Origin of the sequence: Janthinobacterium sp. BJB401, assembly GCF_013372745.1 — a bacterium.
Classification (GTDB): Bacteria; Pseudomonadota; Gammaproteobacteria; order Burkholderiales; family Burkholderiaceae_D; genus Janthinobacterium; species Janthinobacterium rivuli.
Genome location: NZ_JABXFH010000023.1, coordinates 14,340 through 33,197 on the forward strand (window position 1 = coordinate 14,340; position 18,858 = coordinate 33,197).

At 61.5% G+C, this 18,858-nt stretch carries 18 protein-coding genes; 7 read left to right on the plus strand and 11 right to left on the minus strand.

The genetic code is table 11. The features are described from left to right. Nucleotides 1-119 precede the first annotated feature (119 nt). On the plus strand, nt 120-629 hold the full coding sequence (locus HWE17_RS15955; protein ID WP_176389423.1) for a GNAT family N-acetyltransferase: 510 nt from the start codon (nt 120-122) through the stop codon (nt 627-629). Nucleotides 630-635: 6 nt separating this feature from the next. On the opposite strand, the gene HWE17_RS15960 is transcribed toward HWE17_RS15955, so the two are convergent. Then, nucleotides 636-1,484, minus strand: coding sequence for a MipA/OmpV family protein (locus HWE17_RS15960; RefSeq protein WP_051959192.1), 849 nt, complete (start codon nt 1,482-1,484; stop codon nt 636-638). A gap of 225 nt (nt 1,485-1,709) precedes the next feature. Between HWE17_RS15960 and HWE17_RS15965 the strand changes: the two genes are divergently transcribed. Then, nucleotides 1,710-2,447: a metallophosphoesterase gene (locus HWE17_RS15965; RefSeq protein WP_176389424.1), complete on the plus strand. Its 738-nt coding sequence runs from the start codon at nt 1,710-1,712 to the stop codon at nt 2,445-2,447. Here the strand turns inward: HWE17_RS15965 and HWE17_RS15970 are convergent, their stop codons facing one another. The 5 genes from HWE17_RS15970 to HWE17_RS15990 form a co-directional block, all read right to left on the minus strand. Next, nucleotides 2,448-3,791, minus strand: coding sequence for a sigma-54 dependent transcriptional regulator (locus tag HWE17_RS15970; RefSeq protein WP_176389425.1), 1,344 nt, complete (start codon nt 3,789-3,791; stop codon nt 2,448-2,450). It abuts the gene before it with no gap. Continuing rightward, complete coding sequence (locus tag HWE17_RS15975; RefSeq protein ID WP_176389426.1) at nt 3,784-5,691, minus strand: ATP-binding protein; 1,908 nt, start codon at nt 5,689-5,691, stop codon at nt 3,784-3,786. Before HWE17_RS15975 ends, HWE17_RS15970 begins: the two co-directional genes overlap by 8 nt. A 121-nt stretch (nt 5,692-5,812) precedes the next feature. After that, nucleotides 5,813-6,805, minus strand: coding sequence for a porin (locus HWE17_RS15980; RefSeq protein WP_051959190.1), 993 nt, complete (start codon nt 6,803-6,805; stop codon nt 5,813-5,815). 108 nt (nt 6,806-6,913) lie between these two features. Further along, nucleotides 6,914-8,227: a dicarboxylate/amino acid:cation symporter gene (locus HWE17_RS15985; protein ID WP_035822991.1), complete on the minus strand. Its 1,314-nt coding sequence runs from the start codon at nt 8,225-8,227 to the stop codon at nt 6,914-6,916. Nucleotides 8,228-8,612: 385 nt separating this feature from the next. Further along, on the minus strand, nt 8,613-10,955 hold the full coding sequence (locus HWE17_RS15990; RefSeq protein ID WP_176389427.1) for a catecholate siderophore receptor Fiu: 2,343 nt from the start codon (nt 10,953-10,955) through the stop codon (nt 8,613-8,615). Nucleotides 10,956-11,247: 292 nt separating this feature from the next. Between HWE17_RS15990 and nudC the strand changes: the two genes are divergently transcribed. Together nudC and folE are read left to right on the plus strand one after the other, a co-directional pair. Continuing rightward, complete coding sequence (gene nudC / locus HWE17_RS15995) at nt 11,248-12,084, plus strand: NAD(+) diphosphatase (RefSeq protein ID WP_176389456.1); 837 nt, start codon at nt 11,248-11,250, stop codon at nt 12,082-12,084. 74 nt (nt 12,085-12,158) lie between these two features. Continuing rightward, entirely contained in the window at nt 12,159-12,725 is a 567-nt protein-coding gene (gene folE, locus HWE17_RS16000) for a GTP cyclohydrolase I FolE (protein ID WP_035822985.1), read from the plus strand. Between the two features lie 45 nt (nt 12,726-12,770). Here folE and HWE17_RS16005 read toward each other — a convergent pair whose 3' ends face one another. Beyond that, on the minus strand, nt 12,771-13,613 hold the full coding sequence (locus tag HWE17_RS16005; RefSeq protein WP_255206271.1) for a helix-turn-helix transcriptional regulator: 843 nt from the start codon (nt 13,611-13,613) through the stop codon (nt 12,771-12,773). 170 nt (nt 13,614-13,783) lie between these two features. Between HWE17_RS16005 and HWE17_RS16010 the strand changes: the two genes are divergently transcribed. After that, nucleotides 13,784-14,218 (plus strand): hypothetical protein, encoded by a 435-nt coding sequence (locus tag HWE17_RS16010; RefSeq protein ID WP_176389428.1) that lies wholly within the window; start codon nt 13,784-13,786, stop codon nt 14,216-14,218. On the opposite strand, the gene HWE17_RS16015 is transcribed toward HWE17_RS16010, so the two are convergent. Further along, nucleotides 14,212-14,577 (minus strand): hypothetical protein, encoded by a 366-nt coding sequence (locus HWE17_RS16015; RefSeq protein ID WP_046683244.1) that lies wholly within the window; start codon nt 14,575-14,577, stop codon nt 14,212-14,214. The two genes, HWE17_RS16010 and HWE17_RS16015, sit on opposite strands and share 7 nt — an antisense overlap. Nucleotides 14,578-14,890: 313 nt before the next feature. On the opposite strand from HWE17_RS16015, the gene HWE17_RS16020 reads away from it, so the two are divergent. Next, nucleotides 14,891-16,537: a methyl-accepting chemotaxis protein gene (locus HWE17_RS16020; protein ID WP_035822977.1), complete on the plus strand. Its 1,647-nt coding sequence runs from the start codon at nt 14,891-14,893 to the stop codon at nt 16,535-16,537. A 4-nt stretch (nt 16,538-16,541) separates the two neighbouring features. Here HWE17_RS16020 and HWE17_RS16025 read toward each other — a convergent pair whose 3' ends face one another. Then, entirely contained in the window at nt 16,542-16,967 is a 426-nt protein-coding gene (locus HWE17_RS16025) for a hypothetical protein (protein WP_176389429.1), read from the minus strand. Nucleotides 16,968-17,156: 189 nt separating this feature from the next. Here HWE17_RS16025 and HWE17_RS16030 point away from each other — a divergent pair, with 189 nt between their 5' ends. Further along, the gene (locus HWE17_RS16030) at nt 17,157-17,855 is read left to right on the plus strand and encodes a glutathione binding-like protein (RefSeq protein ID WP_035822974.1); all 699 of its coding nucleotides are present in this window, start codon (nt 17,157-17,159) and stop codon (nt 17,853-17,855) included. Nucleotides 17,856-17,857: 2 nt separating this feature from the next. On the opposite strand, the gene uraH is transcribed toward HWE17_RS16030, so the two are convergent. Both uraH and HWE17_RS16040 read right to left on the minus strand, forming a co-directional pair. Next, nucleotides 17,858-18,268: a hydroxyisourate hydrolase gene (gene uraH / locus HWE17_RS16035; protein ID WP_035822971.1), complete on the minus strand. Its 411-nt coding sequence runs from the start codon at nt 18,266-18,268 to the stop codon at nt 17,858-17,860. Between the two features lie 11 nt (nt 18,269-18,279). After that, nucleotides 18,280-18,774, minus strand: a complete 495-nt coding sequence (locus tag HWE17_RS16040; RefSeq protein WP_035822969.1) for a heme-binding protein — start codon at nt 18,772-18,774, stop codon at nt 18,280-18,282. Nucleotides 18,775-18,858: the final 84 nt, after the last annotated feature.

The window sequence follows — 18,858 nt, forward strand, 5'->3', positions numbered from 1 at the left end:
TTAATTTTTTTGCGACCAAGTGAGGAAAGGCAGGCATGAAATGCCGGAGGGCGGGGATGAGTGACGCAGTGCTACACTCGCCCGCTTCAATGACGCCATGGTGCGGAAAGGATGGGGATATGCCTGCAATGCCAGTAAACATGACTTTGCGCGCCATTGCCCCGGGCGAAGAGGCGGCATTGGCGCAGCTGTTTCAACTGTACTGCTATGACAATTCCGCCTGGAGCGCAGAAAGCGTGCTGGCCGATGGCCGCTACGACGTGTGCGATGCGGGGCTGGCGTCGTATCTGCATGCCACCGGCCACACGGCCAGCTGGATCGAGGTCGATGGCGAGCTGGCCGGTTTTTTCCTGACGGAGCCTGGCATGGCGGGTGGGTTGCCGGTGCAGGAATTCAGCGACTTTTTCATCCTTAAGAAATACCGGCGCCGGGGTGTGGCGCTGGCAGTGCTGCGGCGTGTGCTGCTCGACAGCGCGCAGACGTGGCTGGTGGCGACGTTTCGCGACGATGCCGCAGCCTGCGCGTTCTGGCGGCAGGCGTTTGCGCGCCTGCCGTTTGCCAGTGTCGAGGCGTACGACGATCCGGCCTTGCCGCAGTTCCAGCTGACCTTGCTGAAACCGGCGGCCTGAGCGCGTTTAGAAGCGCACTTTCACATACGCCGAAGGTCCCGTCAGGCGCACGTTCAAGTCCGCATCGCGTTCGCTGTCGCGGTGCAGCTTGATTTTCGAGATGCCGTAATCGGCCACGAAGCCGATATTTTTGAACGGAAACCATTCCACGCCGATATTGCCGCCGTAGATGTGGCCGTTGATGCGCCCGCCATTTTTCTTGATGCCCGATGCTTCCGCATACATGCGCAAGTCCGGTGTAAACGCATGGCGCCAGCCCACTTCCAGCAGCGGCGCGAACGCGTGCTCGCCGATGGAATCGCGCGCCGTGGCCGTCTCGCCATTGACGATGCCGGTAGCCGTGCCGTTCAGGTTTGCATTGTAATAGGCCGCGCCCAGGCCGATGCCGAAAGTGTCGTTGCCGCTGCCCAGCCACCAACGGTACGACATCTTGGCCAGGTCCAGTTTCAGATCGGCATCTGCGCTGGCCGTGCCCGTCACGGGCTGGCCATTGATGGTGGTCTGGCCGCTGAGCGTGGGGGTATAGGATTTGTCATAGCGGTAGTAGTCGAACGCCAGGCCGTGGCGGTCGCCGATCAGCAATTCGGCCTTGATGCGCGGAATGGTCGTATGTTTGGGATTCGATTCGGGCGCATCGATGCGGCCAAACTGCGTGTCGGCGCCGATATTGATGCGCGGATCGGCGGAAAACGCCCCCACCGACAGACTGACACGGTCCAGTGCCGGCGATGGCTCGGCCCGCGCCGTGGCGGCCGCCGTGGCAATACCCAGCACACCCAGCATCATGGCGCCGCGCAAGGCGAGGTGGTGCGGGCGTGGTGGGGACAGGCGGGTGGACACGGACATGGCAGACATGGGTAACTCCTCAAGATAAAGTGAAAACTGTCGCGACGCTTGGGCGACCAACGCTGGGCAACAGTGCGATGAGGAAATGGTAGCAACTGTTACATTTCAATCACGTAGCCGCACGGCGCAAATTACCGTCGGATTTGTCCTACCACGTGTAACGGCTGGTACATGCCGACATTGCCTGCGATGGGGAACGCGGGCAAAATGGTGCGCAACAGGAGGAGACACCGCATGAGAATCGCCGCCATATCCGATATCCACGGCAACCTGGACGCGCTGGACGCCGTGCTGGCCGACATCGCCCGGCGTGGCGTGGACGTGACCGTCAATCTCGGCGATATCGTTTCGGGCCATCTGCAGCCGCGCGCCACGGCGGCGCGCCTGATGGGGCTCGGCCTGCCCACCATCCGCGGCAACCACGAGCGCCAGCTGCTGGGCGACCCGGTCCGCATGGGCGTCTCGGACGCCTATGCGCGCGCGCAACTGTTGCCGGAGCAACTAGCCTGGATCGCGGCGCTGCCCGCCACCTTGCGCCTGCGGCATGACGTGCTGCTCGTGCATGGCACGCCCAGCAGCGACCTCGTGTATTTTCTCGACAGCGTCACGCCGCAAGGCAGCCGCGCCGCCACGCCGCAAGAGGTGGCCGAACGGGCCGGTTCGGCCGACGCGGCCTTGATCCTGTGCGGCCACACGCACATGCCGCGCCAGGTGCGTTTGGCCGATGGGCGGTTGATCGTCAATCCGGGCAGCGTGGGTTTACAAGCCTACGACGACGACCATGTTTACCCGCACCTGATGGAAAACGGCACGCCGCATGCGCGCTATGCCATTGCCGAACAGGGAAGCGATGGGGCCTGGACGGCGCAGCTGCACAGCGTGGAATATGACTGGGAAAAGGCGGCCCGGCTGGCGCTGGCGAACGGGCGGCCCGACTGGGTCACGCCCTTGCGCACGGGCCGGGTCGGTTGATCAGCGGAACTCTTCGGCCACCAGATTGTACTTCTGCATCTTGTGATACAAGGTCTGTTTCGGCAAACCGAGCACCGCGCTCACTTCGCTGACGTTGCCGGAATATGCGCGCAGTTCCTGCTCGATTAGCGCGCGTTCGAAGCCGTTCACCTGTTCCGCCAGCGACAGGGGGCTGGCCAGTCCGGCCGCCAGCAAGCTCGAGGCCCCGCCGGCGATGCCCAGCACGAAGCGGTCGGCGATGTTGCGCAATTCGCGCACATTGCCGGGCCAGGAATGGGCCATCAGGTTGCGCATCTGCGCGCTGGAGACCACGGGCGCGGCGCGGTTGTAGCGGGCGGCGGCGGCCAGCACGAAGTGTTCGAACAGGATGGGAATATCCTCGCGCCGTTCGCGCAGCGGCGGCAAATGCAGCACGATCAGGTTCAGGCGGTAGTACAGGTCGCTGCGGAATTTCTGTTGCTGCGACAAGTCTTCCAGGTCCAGCTTGGCCGCCGCGATGACGCGCACATCGACGGGCGTGGGCACGTTTGAGCCCAGACGCTCGATATAGCGTTCCTGCAGCACGCGCAGCAATTTGACTTGCAGGGACAGGGGCAGCGATTCGATTTCGTCGAGGAAAAACGTGCCTTGATCCGCGTGCTCGATCTTGCCCACTTGCCGCTTGGCAGCGCCCGTAAACGCCCCCGGTTCGTGGCCGAAGACTTCGCTTTCGAATATGCTTTCGGGAATCGCGCCGCAGTTGACGGCGACGAAGTTGTGCTTGCGGCGGTGGCTGAAGTCGTGCAGGCAGCGCGCCACCATTTCCTTGCCCGTGCCCGTGTCGCCGTAGATCAACACGTCGGCCGGTTCGTCGGCAACGTCGAGTATTAGGCGCCGTATGTCGCGCATCGCCATGGAATTTCCCAATAGGCGCGATTCGATGCCGCCGCCGTCTTCGAGCTGGCGGCGCAGGCTGTGCACTTCCAGGGTCAGGCGCCGCGTTTCCAGTGCGCGCAGGATGACGTCGACCAGTTGCTCGGAAGAATACGGCTTTTCGATGAAATCATAGGCGCCCGTGCGCATGGCGTGCACGGCCATCGTGATGTCGCCGTGGCCCGTGACGAGGATCACGGGCAGGTTGGCATCGAGCGTCTTGACCGCTTGCAGCAATTCCAGACCGCTCATGCCGGGCAGGCGCACGTCGCTGACGACGATGCCGGGGAAATCGGGCGTCAGCAGTTTATAGGCCAGCTCGGCCGAGTGAAACGCCAGCACGTCCAGGCCGGCCAGCTGCAGTGCCTGCTCGCTGCCTTCGCGTACGGTGGGGTCGTCCTCGACCAGCAAGACCTTCAAGCCGTCAAACATGTTTTTCCTCCTGCGTTGCAATCTGTAGTTCGATGGTGAAGATGGCGCCGCCGCCAGGAGCGTTCTCGGCGCGCAGCACGCCGCCGAACTGGCGCGTGATCTGTTCGGAAATGGCCAGTCCCAGGCCCAGGCCCAGACCCTGCGGTTTTGTCGTGAAGAACGGTTCGAACAGGTGTTCATACACTTCCGTCGACAGGCCCGGCCCCGTGTCGGCCACGTGGATCAGCACGTGCTCGGGCGTGCATTCGACGGCCACGCGCAGGCTGCGCACGTCGCTGCCGTTCATGGCGTCGAGCGCATTCGCGTACAGGTTCACCAGCACCTGCTCGAGGCGGTTGCTTTCGCACATGGCGAAGATGTCTTCCGGCGGCAATTGCAAAGTAAAACGCACATTTTCCACCTGCAGCCGGCGCTCGACGAGGAACAGCGCATTGCTGATCGCCGTGGGGATCGAGACGGAGGTCAGGCTGGTCGTCGATTTGCGCGCAAAAATCTTCAATTGACCTGTAATAGTCCCCATCCTGGCCGCAATTTGCGAGATCTTCGCCAGATTGCGCCGCGCGTCGTCGAGCCGTCCCCGCTCGAGCAGGATGACGGCATTGTCGGACATGGTGCGTAACGCCGTCAGCGGCTGGTTCAGCTCATGCGTGATGCTGGCCGACATTTGCCCCAGCACGGCCATTTTGCCGGCTTGAAACAGTTCATTTTGCGTGATGTGGAGTTTCTGCTCGGCCTTGCTGCGCACCTCGATTTCCTGGCTCAGGCTTTGCGTCATGGCATTGAGTTCCGAGGTGCGTTCCTCGACCATGGCTTCCAGGTTGTCGTAGGCGTGTTGCAAGTCTTCGCGGGCGCGCAATTTTTGCGCCACGGCCGCGCGGCGCTGGCGCAGGTAAAAGAACAGCAGCATGAAAAAGCCCAGCAGCACGCAAGAGAAGGCGGCCGCCGCGCGCGCGCTGGCCTTGGCCTGCGCCAGGTCGGACAAATAAATGAAAGTCCAGCCTTGCGGCGATTTCAGCTTGATTTGCGTCATGACGCTGGAACTGATCTTCGGTGGCGCGTCGGCATGTTCCTGCTCGCGCACGCTGATCACGCGGGCGCCATTGCCCAGCTGGCGGTCGGAAACGAAGGGGATGGCGGCCAGCTGCTTCGAATAGTACTGGCGCGTGCGGTTGAGTTCTTCGACGATCGCCGGCGACAGCGGCGCCAGGGTCTTGTATTTCCAGTCCGCCATGGAACTGAGGAAAATCACGCCGTGCTCGTCGGCCAGCATGACCTTGTCGGCGCCCTGCACCCAGCGTTTTTCCAGGGTTTCCAGGTTCACCTTCACCGTTGCCAGGCCCAGCATGTGGCCATTCTGGTAGATACCGTGGGCAAAGAAGTAACCGGGTTCCAGCCGCGTCGTGCCCACGCCATAGAAGCGGCCCGGCGTGCCGCGCAGGGCGTCCTGGGCGTAGGGGCGGAACGAGATATTGTCGCCAATAAAGCTGTCGGGCTGCTGCCAGTTGCTGGCGGCCCGCGTGTTGCCGTCGAGGTTGCTGATGAAAATGGTCGAGGATTTCGCCTGGGCATTCATCTGCTCAAGGTAATGGTTGACCGTATCGACCAGCACCGGGTCTTCCGGATGCTGCAGCAAACGGATCACGTCGCGGTTCAGCTCCAAGGTCTTGGGCAGGAAGTCGTATTTTTCCAGCGCATTTTCCAGGCTGCTGACATACACCTCGAGGCGTTGCGCACCGCTGGCCTGCAGCTTGCCGATGGCGATGCGCTCGGTCCAGAAATACACGAGCCAGACGGTGGCCAGACAGGCGGCCAGCACCACGCCCCAGGCCAGCGTTTCGCGGCCCGACCGTTGCGACAGGCGCTGGCGCCAGGAAAGGGAGGGTTTACTACTGCTATTCATAAAATCAGCTGCCAACTTGCAAGAACCCACAGTATCGCATTTAAATATTGCGTAAAAAGAAAAAGCCGCCGGATATACATCCGGCGGCTCACGCTTTTATGTCACGGACAGTTCAAAGTCCTTAGAACGTATGGCGCATGCCCAGGTTAAAGCCGCTGTTGCCGGTGCCATCGTCGGTGGCATTGCCAACCTTGTAGGTAGCGCCGTTCTTGTTGCTGATGTGGCCGTAACCTGTGTACAGGTCGCTGCGCTTGGACAGCGCATAGAAGGCGCCGATGGCCCACTGCTGGGCGTCACGGTTGGCATTGCTCTTGTCGTTGTGGCGGATGTACGACGCGACCAGCTTGGTGGCGCCGAACGGGGCGCTGAAGCCGACGAGGATGTCATTGCTCTTGCTGTCGTCGAGGGCGCGGTTGTCGGCGTAGCCGAAGTTACCTTGCAGCACGCCAAAGTCGTAGCGCGTGGCCAGCAGGGTGTTGCGCGTTTGCTGGGTCGCCAGCGCATTTTCCTGGCGGTGGTGCGTCAGGGTCACGTTCAGCGGACCGTCGATGTAATGCACGGCGCCGCCCATGCTGCGGTTTTTCGCATTGTCGCCGGCCACTTCGCCAAAGCCATACGCCAGGTCGGCCGACAGCTTGCTCCAGGTCGGCGTGCTGTATTGCACCATGTTGTCGATGCGGTAATTCGTCGCCATAATATTCGACGCCGTGCCGGCCAGGCCGATGACAAACGGATCGGCCACGTCGCGCAGGGCCAGGTAGTACGGCGTATATTGGCGGCCCAGGGTGACGGCGCCGGCGCTGCCGGTCAGGCCCACGTACGCCTGGCGGCCGAACAGCCGGCCGCCCTGGCCCGAGGTACCGGTATCGATATTGAAACCGCTTTCCAGCACGAAAATGGCGGCCAGGCCAGCACCGAGGTCTTCCTTGCCTTTGAAGCCGATGCGCGAGCCCGAGGCGACGCCGGAGGCGACGCGGTTCAGGCGGTCTCCAGCCGCATCTTTGTCGAACACCAGGCCGGCGTCAGCCACGCCATACATGGTCACGCTCGATTGGGCCATGGCGCCGGTGGAGGCTGCGCCGAGGGTCAGCAGGGTAAACAGGACTTTTTTCATGAAAATCTCTCTAATAAGTTGGAATGACTACTGATCGCACTACCTGACTGCTTGTTACTCAACATCGACAACAAATAAATGGCCCGCTTGTGGCGGGCCATGGCGCTATCAGGCTTTGCTAGCGTGATCCGCTTCGCCCCAATGGCTTTCCGTGTTCTGGCTGGCCGCGTTGGCCGCGGCGGCTTCTTCCTCGGTGGCCAGGCCACCTTCCCACTTGGCGACGACGGCCGTGGCGACGGCATTGCCGACCGCGTTGGTGGCCGAACGGCCCATGTCGAGGAATTGGTCGACGCCCATCAGCAGCAGCAAGCCCGCTTCCGGAATATTGAACTGGTTCAGGGTAGCGGCAATCACCACCAGCGAGGCGCGCGGCACGCCGGCCATGCCTTTCGAGGTCAGCATCAGCAGCAGCAGCATGGTGATCTGCGTGCCGATCGACAGGTCGATGCCGTAGGCTTGCGCGATGAACAGCACGGCGAAGGTGCAGTACATCATCGAACCATCGAGGTTGAAGGAGTAGCCCATTGGCAACACGAAGCTGGAAATCTTGCGGTCCACGCCGAACTGATCGAGCGCCGTCAGCAGTTTTGGATACGCCGCTTCCGAGCTGGCCGTCGAGAATGCCAGCAGGAATGGTTCGCGGATCAGGCCGACGAGTTTGAAGATGCGCGGGCCGATGACGACGAAGCCGGCGCCGATCAGCAGGGCCCACAGGCACAGCAGGCCGACGTAGAAGCCGCCCATGAACTTGGCAAACGTGACCAGCACGCCCAGGCCGTGGGTGGTGATGACGGAAGCCATCGCGGCGAACACGGCCAGCGGGGCCAGGTTCATGATGGTGCCGGTGATGCGCAGCATGACTTGCGCCAGCTGGTCGACGACGGCCGTCAGGGTCTTGCCCGATTCGCCCAGGCCGGCCAGTGCGCCGCCGAAGAAGATCGAGAACACCAGCACTTGCAGGATTTCATTGTTGGCCATGGCCTCGATCGGCGACTTCGGCACCAGGTGCGTGAAGAAATCTTTCAAGGTGAAGGCGGCCGTTTTCAGATTCGTCGACGCGTGGACGTCCGGCAATGGCAAGCCCAGATTGGTGCCCAGTTGCATCAGGTTCGACAGCACCATGCCCAGCGCCAGCGAAACGAGCGAGGCGACGACGAACCAGCACATGGCTTTCAGGCCGATGCGGCCAGCCGTCTTGCCGTCGCCCATGTGGGCGATGCCGACCGTCAGGGTGGAGAACACCAGCAGCGCAATGATCATCTTGATCAGGCGCAGGAAGACGTCGGTGACGATGGAAATATTGCCAGCGATTTGAGCGCTGAGCTTGGCATCAGGGAAGGCGGTGTTGCATCCATAGCCCACGGCAATGCCGAGGATCATGGCAATCAGGATGTACAGGGTTAATGGCCGTTTCTTTTTCATTTTGACTCCTCCGGTGAAACGCCGCTGTGAGCGGATTATTGATAGCGAGCAACTCAAGCTTGGAGTCAATATTTCTCAAAAACAAGCCCTTGCGTGCCAGCGATTATTTGCAGCAAAACCTGTACATAGCAAAGGATATGCCTGAAATTGGAATTTGCTACATAACTTCTTAAGTTGTTGATTTAAGGTCGATTTTTTGTTGCTAGGATGTTGCAACTTTACACGCTTGCGCGAAATATTGGACGCGCAAGCGCATCGCTGTATGACTTTTCATACGCTAGTCGCGGCGGGGTGGCGGTAGGCCCCAAAAGGCAAGATTATCAGGACAATAAAAAAGCCCCTCCGAAGAGGGGCCCGATGTGGCGCAGTTTCTATGCTATTGATTTCAGAACTTGATATTCGCCGTCAGGCTGAACGAACGCGGCTGGCTTGGGGTGTAGCGGTAGCCGGATTTGTTGATGGCCGCCACATAGGTCTTGTCGGCCAGGTTGTAGGCATTCAGCTGCAAGTCGAGGTTCTTGTTGACGGTATAGGTTGCCATGGCGTCGAAGACCCAGTAGGCATCCACGCGGGCCGGCGTGCCGACGGCGCCATCGGTGCCGCGCAGCATTTCACCCACGTAACGCGCGCCGCCGCCGATCTTCAGCCCGAACGGCAGGGTGTACGAGGTCCAGCTGGTGAACGCCTGTTTTGGCGTGTAGGTGAGGTTCTTGTCGCCGCTGGCCGTGAAGACCTTGTTCGACTCGACCTTGGTATTCATGCGCGTATAGCCGGCGCTGACCAGCCAGTTCGGCATGATCTCGCCCACCACGCCCAGTTCCAGGCCTTGCACGCGCTTCTTGCCGGTCTGGTAATAAATGGTCGAGATCACCGGATCTTGCTCCACTTCATTCTTGACGGTGGTCTGGTAGACGGCGGCCGACAGCGACAGTTTTTGCTTCAGGAAGTCCCACTTGGTGCCGATTTCCTTGGTGATGGTTTCCTGCGGGTCATAGTTCAGGTTTTGCGCGCTGTTGGCGGCGGTGCTCAGGGCAAAATTGGTGCCTGGCGGCGCTTTCGACGTGGCCAGCAAGGCGTACACGCTGCTGTCCGGCGTCGGCTTGTACATGGCCGAGATCTTGCCGTTGGCCAGGGTGTCGCTCAGGGTCAAATGGGTAGGAATCGGCGTGCCGACCGGCAGTTTTTGTACCTGGTCCTTGCCCACGGCCGTTTGCAGGGCGACGGCGTCATACGTGGTGTTGAAATGGTCGAAGCGCACGCCGCCGTTGAAGATCCACTTGTCGCCGAACTTGATGGTGTCGAACACATACAGGCTTTGCGTGTTGACTTCGCCTTCCGTGAAGGCGCCGCTGCGCACGGGATTGTGGCCGGTGACGGTGTCGCGCGGATTCGGATTGTACAGATTGGCATCCGGCAAGGTGCCCAGGCTGGCTGGCACATAGCTGTAGTTGGTCTGTTTTTCGCTGGTGAACTCGGCGCCGGCCACCAGGGAGTGCTTCAGCACGCCCGTGTCGAATTGCGCGCTGACCACGGTCTGGTTGGTCAGGATCGTGTTTTCCTGGTCCTTCACGGTGCGCAGCGAGCGCGCCAGGGTCCAGGTCGAAGGGTCTCGCATCACCCCGTTCGTCTCCGTATTCAGGTTGCCGGCGCTGCCCATGAAGGCCGTCAGCAGGTAGTCCTGCTGGGTCTTGCCGTAGCGCGTGGTGTTCTGGAGCTGGATGTTGGACGAGAAATCATGGTCGATGCGCAAGGTGCCCATGTCGGCCTTGACCTTGTCGTAGTCCGAGGTGGAACCGTAGAAATTCTTCGGATCGACCCTGGCGGCGCTGTTCAGGTAGCTGCGGATGATCGGCTTATCCTTCGTGGCGACGTCCGGCGTCGAGTAGCCTGGCAAGCCGATGGTCGGCACGCCGCCGTCGGGCACGTTGTTTTGATCCACGTGCAGGTAGCTGGCCGTGATGCGCGTTGGCTTGCCGATGCCGAAGGTGACGGTGGGCGCGAAGGCCCAGCGCTTGTTCTTGACTTCATCGCGCGCCGCGTTGCCGCTGTCCTGCGTCATCAGGTTCAGGCGCAAAGCCGTGCCGGTATCGCTGTCGAGGACGCGGTTCCAGTCGGCCGTGGCGCGTTTCTGCTTGCCGCTGCCCGCCGTCAGCAGCGAATTGAATTTGTTTTCCATTGTGGCCGTCTTGCTGACCAGATTGATCGAGCCGGTCGGCGAACCGCGGCCGCTGTCGGTGCCCGCCGGGCCCTTCAATACGTCGATCTGTTCGATGTTGAAGACGTCGCGCGAGATGGAGCCCACGTCGCGCACGCCATCGACATAGATGCTGCCGGACGAATCGAAACCGCGCATGTAGACGGCGTCGCCCGTGTTCGTGTTGCCGTTTTCACCGAGGAAGAAGGTACCGACGCCTGGCGTGTTGCGCAGCGCTTCCGTCAGGGTCAGCGCGCCTTGCTGTTCGATCAATTCCTTCTTGATCACGACGATGGTTTGCGGCGTATTGACCAGCTCTTCCGTGTATTTCGGCGACGAGGCTTTTTCGGCCTTGAAGTCGTTTTCCTTGGAACCCACGACCTTGACTTCGTTCAGCATTTGCTGCGATGCCGGGGCACTTTGACCGGCCGGGTCGGCCGCCTGGGCGGCGACGGGCAGCAGCATCACGGCCAGGGCGGCGCCGATGTGCTGGTTGAAACGGGTTGGGGCGTGTTTGCGGCTCTTGATTGCCATCTTGCTCTCTCGATAAGGTCAGGGTAGTGGTTCCTGGCTGGCTCTGCGCCGCTGTGCTTGGGCACGCGGGCAAGTGGCTGGCGATGGAGACGGAAGGCCGTATTGTAATAAATGGGCGTTATTTCGTAAATGAGAATCGTTATCAGTATCGTTTACGCAACGGATTGGGTGTGCCGCAAAAAAAACACTGTCATGGTCCATGAATGCTTGCTTTGCGCCCCGGCCGCTGCTATGCGCGCAAGGCTCCGCCGGCGGGAGTATGATGAGCAACCTTTACAAATTTCTTCCCAGCATGTTGCAGACTCCCGATGCCTTTGTCCCCCTGATCGATGCGCCCGAACCGGCCCCGTCCACCGAGCAGACGCTGACGTTTGTCTTTCACCGCGGACGTTTATTGCTGCGCACGCCCGAATTGACCCTGCCGACCGCCGCCGAGGCGGCCGCGCTCGATATCGACCTGAGCCGCGCACAGCCCGTGGGCCTGTGGCAGGGCCGCTATTGCCAGACGGTCTGGACCGACGAAGAGTTGCCGCCGGGCGCCGGCCTGGCCTGGCACGGCATGCGTTCGTTGTTCAATGCCGTCGACGACGCGTTCCTGGGCCTGGCCAGCCGCGCCGTGCAGCTGGCCGAGTGGGCGCGCACACACCGCCATTGCGGCGTGTGCGCCACGCCCATGCAGCGCACGCGCGGCGAACGCTGCTTCACCTGCGCCGCCTGCGGCATGCTCGCGTATCCGCGCATTTCGCCCGCCATGATGGTGCTCATCCGCAAGGGCGACCAGGTGCTGCTGGCCATGCACAAGCACTCGCCATCGCAGCGCTTCAGTCCGCTGGCCGGTTTCCTGGAGGCGGGCGAATCGATCGAGGAAGCCGTGCACCGCGAAGTGATGGAAGAGGTGGGTTTGCGCGTGCATAACTTGCAGTACTTCATGAGCCAGTCCTGGCCATTTCCCCATTCGCTGATGATCGCGTTTACGGCCGATTACCTCGATGGCGAGATTCGTCTCGATGAAAACGAGATCGCTGAGGCGCGCTGGTTCGGCCCCGGCGATGCGTGGCCAGAAGCGAGTTCGAGCGTGTCGATTTCCGCGCTGCTGGTGGGCGCGCACCGGCCGCCGGCAGTGCCGTAAAGCGGGAGCTGCTCGGGCAGCTTGCCGCATTTTCTATATACTGGCGGCAATTGAAAATTTTAGGGTGGTGTAGCATGTCTCAAGAAGAATTCTCCGAAAACGACTGGCGCCGGCTGATCAGCAGCTTTGGCGAAGATCCGCAGCGTCCTGGCTTGCTGGAAACGCCGGCGCGCGTAGCCAAGGCGTGGAAGCACTGGACGTCCGGCTATGGCCAGGACCCGGTGGATTTGCTGAAAGCGTTCGAAGATGGCGCGGAACAGTACAACGAGCTGATCGTCGTGCGCGGCATCCCCGTCTACAGCCATTGCGAACACCATCTGGCGCCGTTCTTCGGCAAGGCCACCATCGGCTATGTGCCCAACGGCAAGATCGTCGGCCTGTCGAAACTGACGCGCCTCGTCGATTGCTTCTCCAAGCGTCTGCAAGTGCAGGAACGCATGACGATGCAGATCGCCAATGCCCTGATGGAAGTGCTGGAACCGAAATCGGTGGGCGTGGTCGTACGCTGCCGCCACCTGTGCATGGAAAGCCGCGGCATCCGCACGCCGGGCGAAGAAACCATCACCTCGGCCATGCTGGGCGAGATGCAGCCGAACCTGGCGCTGCGCACGGAGTTTCTGGCACTGGCGCGCGAAGTCTGATCTTCGGCGACGACGCGGGACGAAGGCGGCATATGCCGCCTTTTTTTATATTCTTCCGGACTCCCGCTCCGCCAGGTAGCGCGCCGGCGGTTTGCCCACGGCCTTGCGGAACATGGTGACAAAACCACTGGTGTTTTCATAACCGAGTTCCAGCGCCACCGCTTTCACGCTGCGCCCTTGCGCCAGCCGTTGCAAGGCCAGGATGACGTGCAATTGCCGGCGCCAGCGGCCCACGCTCATGCCCATTTCCTCCAGTGACTGGCGGGTCATGCTGCGCTCGCTCATGCCGATGCGGCTGGCCCATTTGGCCAGGGTGCTTTTATCGGCGGGCTGCGCCAGCAGCAGCGCGGCCAGGCGGCGCAAACGCGCATCGCGCGGCATCGGTAAATGCAAGTCTTCCACGGGCGCGGCCGCCAATTCATCGAGCAGGGTGAGCACCAGGCGTTCCTGCGCGCCCTGCAGCGCGGCCAGGGTGGAAAAACCGGCCGCCTTGGCGATCAGTTCGCGCAGCAACGGCGAGACGGCCACGGTGCAGCAAACGGAGGGCAAGGCCGGCGCCATGGCTGGCTCGACAAACAGGCAATAGCACTCCGCTTCGCCCACGCCCTGCGCCGAATGCATCAGGCCGCCCGGTATCCACACGGCGCACTGGGGCGGCACGATCCACACACCGCTTTCCACCTTGCAATGCATCACGCCGCGCGTGGCATACAGCAACTGCCCCTTGCGGTGCTGGTGCGGCGCCTGCTCCGCCTCCTCGGGCACGCTGGCCAGGCCCACGGCCAGCAGCGGACGCAACACGCCATCGATGTCGAAATCCATGAGTGACGCGGTGGCGTCCAGGCCCAGCTCGGTGGTGAGCATGCTGGGCTGCAATAGATGGGGCATGGGGACGCTTTGGCTGGATTGAATAATATTGTGGCTATTTTATGCAATGACGTCCGGCCGCGCCATCGGTATCGTGTGCTGATCCGCAGCCCCGCTTCAACGGCAACCGCCGCCGCCAGTGTTCTGATGAAGGTAAGGAGGAACGGCAACCCTTTGAAGGAGTCATCATCATGCAGCTTGATCTATCCACTTTTCCCCTCGTTTGGATGCGCCGCGAGGCAGCGCCTGCCCAGCCCGATATTCTGTTTGCCCAGTTTGACGCGCTGCTGGCGCGCCGCCAAGCGTTTGTCATTCTCAGCGAGGAAGGTTTTGACGAGGACGGGCATGAACACCCGCAGGAAGAGCGCAAGCGGGCGTCACTCTGGATGAAGCAGAACAAGGCGGCCATCCGCGCGTATATCCAGGGCATGGTGCTGGTTGAACCGAGCGCCGCCAAGCGCCTGGCCGGCAAGGCTTTTGCCGTGATGTTCGGCAAGTTCTGGGGTTATCCCCTGCATTTCGGCACTAGCCGCGACGACGCGCTCGACATCGCGCAGCATTTGCTGCACGCGTGGCTGCCGCCACAACTGCCGTCAGGCAATGGCGGCACGGCCGCGCATCAGTAACGATAATCGTTAATAAAATGCTTGGTGAAGTTGTACTTGCTGCCGCCGTCGAGCAAGTCGACCAGGCGTTTTGGCGCCGAGGCCGACATGAAGGCGTCGGCCGCGCCGCCCGTGCTGCGGAACTTCATGCCGGGGCTGAGGATCTGGTTGGCGCCGATTTTCAGGTGCTGGAAGCTTTTTGTTTTCTCATTGTTGAGAATAAAATGCAATTCCTGCTTGAAGGTCAGGAAGGGGATCTTCAGCCACCAGCCTTCGTCCGTGCCATAGCTGGCGACGCTGGCAAAATGCGTGTTCTTGTCCGTCAGGGTGGGTTTGCCCAGGCGGTCGTTGATGCGTTTCATGGCTTCATTCTTGGTCATGCTGTGCTTTCGTGATTCATCAAGTATACGGCGTGCATTTTGACACAGGCACGCCACCCCCGCCTGCCTTGCCGCCCCTATCTGCAGGCTTTTTTACTGCAATGCAGCATCAATTCTCATCAATTGTCGCAACGCATTAACAACACCGGGCAAAAATCATTGCTTCCCGGCATTGTAAATATCGGTCGTTCGAGCGTATGCTGGAGTCGTCTGAACGGTGCCGCCAGAGCACCGTCGCCGCCGCATTCCTGGCCAGCCGGGCAGGAAGCGGGCCACACCCCTTCGCCGCACAATAGAGAGTTGGAGACACAGCATGAAGAAATTGACGTTCCAGCAGAAGTTATGGATTCCCCTGATTTGCAGCCTGTTGTGCATCACCGTTATTTTTGTCTATAACGCCCTGGAAGTGCGCAAGATCCGCATCGAAGAGCGCAGCGCCGACCTGAGCAATGCCGCCGACCTGGGCCTGGGCGCCGTCAAGATGTTCGGCGACCTGGCCGCCAGCGGCGCCCTGACGAAGGAAGAAGCGCAGAAGCAGGCCACGGCCGTCATCAAGAGCATGCGTTTCGGCGAGACCGGTTATTTGTCCATCATCAACCTCGACGCCGTCGTCGTGATGAATCCCGCCGCGCCGCAAACGGATGGCAAGAACATGTCGGACTTTAAAGATGCCAACGGCACCTATCTGTACCGCGACATCGTGGCCGTCGGCAAGAGCGATGCGGGCAAGGGCTTCGTCCACTATTATTTCCCCCGTCCCGGCCAGAAGACCCCCGAACCGAAGATGAGCCGCGTGGTGGCTTACAAGCCATGGAGCTGGACCATCGTCGTCGGTGTGTACATGGACGATATCGACGCGGCATTCCGCCAGTCGCTGCTGACCTCGCTGGGCGTGCTGGTGCTGGTGTGCGGCCTGCTGGCGGGCGTCGTCGTGGTGATCAACCGCAGCTTGCGCCATGCGCTGGGCGGCGATCCCGAGTATGCGGCCGATGTGGCGGAAAAGATCGCGAATAACGATTTGAGCGGCGTCGTGCGCACGCATGCGAATGACCGCCACAGCGTGCTGTACGCGATGAAAACCATGCAAACCAACCTCGTCGATGCGATCAGCGAAATCCGCCATAGCGCCGAGACGATTGCCACGGCATCGAGCGAGATTGCCAGCGGCAATATGGACTTGTCGGCACGCACGGAAATGCAAGCCAGCTCGCTGGAAGAAACAGCCGCCTCGATGGAGGAATTGACCTCGACCGTGACGCAAAACGCGGGCAACGCCGTGCAGGCGAATGAACTGGCGCAGTCCGCTTCCGCCGTGGCGCGCCAGGGCGGCGCCGTGGTGGCGCAAGTGATCGGCACCATGGACACCATCAACGCCTCGTCGCGCAAGATCGTCGACATCATCGGCGTCATCGATGGCATCGCCTTCCAGACGAATATCCTGGCCTTGAACGCAGCCGTGGAAGCGGCGCGCGCCGGCGAACAGGGACGCGGCTTTGCCGTCGTGGCCAGCGAGGTGCGCAATCTGGCACAGCGCTCGGCGGGTGCGGCGAAGGAAATCAAGGAGCTGATCGGCGCTTCCGTCGACAGCATCGCGGCTGGCAGCACCTTGGTCGCACAGGCGGGCACGACCATGGATCAGGTGGTCGCTTCCGTCTCGCGCGTGACCGACATCATGGCCGACATCACGGCCGCCTCGCACGAGCAAAGCACGGGCATCGGCCACGTCAACCAGGCGATCACGGAAATGGATAGCGTGACGCAGCAAAATGCGGCACTGGTGGAAGAGGCGGCGGCGGCGGCGTCGAGCATGCAGGACCAGGCGGCCGTGCTGGCGCAACTGGTGGCGCGCTTCAAACTGTCGGCGCAAGAGCCGGGAACATCGCCGCGCCTGGCGGCCACTTCGGCTGGCGCACCGCGCGCCGTGGCGAAAAAGCCGCTGCGCAGCCTGGCGGCGCGCTAAGGTTTTACTGGGCTGGCGCTGCCGCTGGCGGCGCCGGTTCGAATTCCAGCTTGTCATCGACGACCACGTATTGCCCGACCGGCTGGCCCAGGTCGGCTTTCGGGTCGTTTTCCATTTCCGTCAGTTCATTGCAGGTATTCGTTTCCGCCTGCCACAACTGCTTGCCCATGCGGATATTCCACAGGCCATCGCCAGCCGCAAACAGCTCGACGGTGATGTCGGCCGGCGCATCCGTCGACAGGGTATGCAGGCGCTGGCATTGCGGCAGATTCGTCGCCATCAGCTGCACTTCCACGGTATCTTGCCAAAAATAACGTTGCTGGCGGCGCACGGTCAGGGAATGGTCCTGTCCATCGAACATGTAGATGGCGAAGTCCTGGACACAGCCTGACAGCAGGACGGACAGCGTGACGATCAGGAGTTTGCGCATGGTCGGCTTTCGTTGATGGTTCTCGGGAATGGCGGCGTTCAATTCTTGCGGCGAGAGTGGGCGCTTGCGCTGCCTGGGCGCCGTCTTGTTTTTCGCTTACGTGGCATTATATCCATGCATATCAGTTGCGGCGCGACAATAGTTATGCCAAGTGCGCCTGCCCCTACTTATCTACCTGGAAAGACCACGATGATCGACCTGTATTACTGGACCACGCCCAACGGGCACAAAGTGACGATGTTCCTGGAAGAAGCGGGCATCCCCTACAAGCTCATTCCCGTGCATATCGGCAAGGGCGAGCAATTCAAGCCCGAGTTTCTTGCCATCGCGCCCAACAACCGCATCCCCGCCATCGTCGACCAGGCGCCGGAAGATGGCGGTGCACCGCTGTCCCTGTTCGAGTCGGGCGCGATTTTGCAATACCTGGCCGAGAAAAGCGGACAATTCCTGCCGGATGACGTGCGGGGACGTGCCGAAGTCATGCAATGGCTGTTCTGGCAAATGGGCGGCCTCGGCCCTATGGCAGGGCAAAACCACCATTTCGTGCAATACGCGCCCGAACCGATCGACTATGCGATCACGCGCTACGTCAACGAAACGAACCGGCTATATGGCGTGCTGAACAAGCGCCTGGCGGACCGCGCATTCGTGGCCGGCGACAGCTATTCCATCGCGGACATGGCGATCTACCCGTGGATCGTGCCGCACGAGCGCCAGCGCCAGAAACTGGAAGATTTCCCGCACCTGGCGCGCTGGTTCGCGGCCATCGCCGCCCGTCCCGCCACCGTGCGCGCATATGCGCGGGCGGCGGAAATCAATGTGCAGCCGACCGTCAGCGGCGACGCGAAAAGCGTGCTGTTCGGGCAGACGGCGAAGACGCTCGGCTAAGCTTAATTTCCCCGGTACGTGGAAAAACCGAAAGGGCTGAGCAGCAAAGGAATGTGATAGTGCTGCTCGGTCTTTTCCACGTGGAATTGCACGGGAATTTCCGGGAAAAAAGTTTCCTGCTTCAGGCGCGCATAGTGCTCGCCTGTCTTGAACACGATACGGTAGTCGCCCGCCTGCATGGGCGCATCCACCGGATACATGGCCGCGATGCGCCCCTGCGCATTCGTCACGGCGCTGCCCAGTTGTTGCCAACCGTCGCCCTGCTTTTGCTCCAGGGTCACCGTCACGCCCGCCGTCGGCTGACCGCTCTGCAAGTCGAGGATGTGCACGCTCAAGGGATTGGCGGCGGCCAGGGCCATGCCGGACAGGCTGGCGAAGGCCAGGGCGGCAGTGATTTTTTTCAAATAGGTCATCGTTGCGTCTTTCAAAGGGTGGGGGAATCGAGTTCAGGAATGGCGGCCAGGGCGGCATGGGCGCAGGCACGGTCTTGCAGGGCGCCGCCGCCACCGGCCACGCCGATGGCGCCCACTACTTCGCCCTTGGTTCGCAAGGGCAGGCCGCCGCCCAGCAGCAACAGTTCCGGCAGTGTCGTCAAATTGGCCATGTCGGGGTTGTCGCGCGCGGCCACGGCCAGCGCCTGGGTATCGTTTTTCGTCGACAGGGCCGTGTAGGCCTTGCGCCGGCTGGCATCCGTGTTGTGCGGTCCGACGCCATCGGCGCGCTGCACAGCGACAATATTGCCGCCACGGTCCAGCACGGTAACGACGATATGCCGTCCTTGCGCCTGGCAAGCGGCCATGGCCGCGTTGGCCAGCTTGTTGGCCGCCGTCAGAGAAAGGTCATCGACCTTGCGCAGCTGGGCGTGGGCTGGACCGGCCAGCAGGCACAGCAGGGTACTGCCGAGTAACAGGGTTTTCATGTGGCTGTCCGTTGAGTAAAGTGACGCCAGTATGGCCAGTGTTACCCTACGAGAAGATGATCGCCGCATGACATTTTTATCATC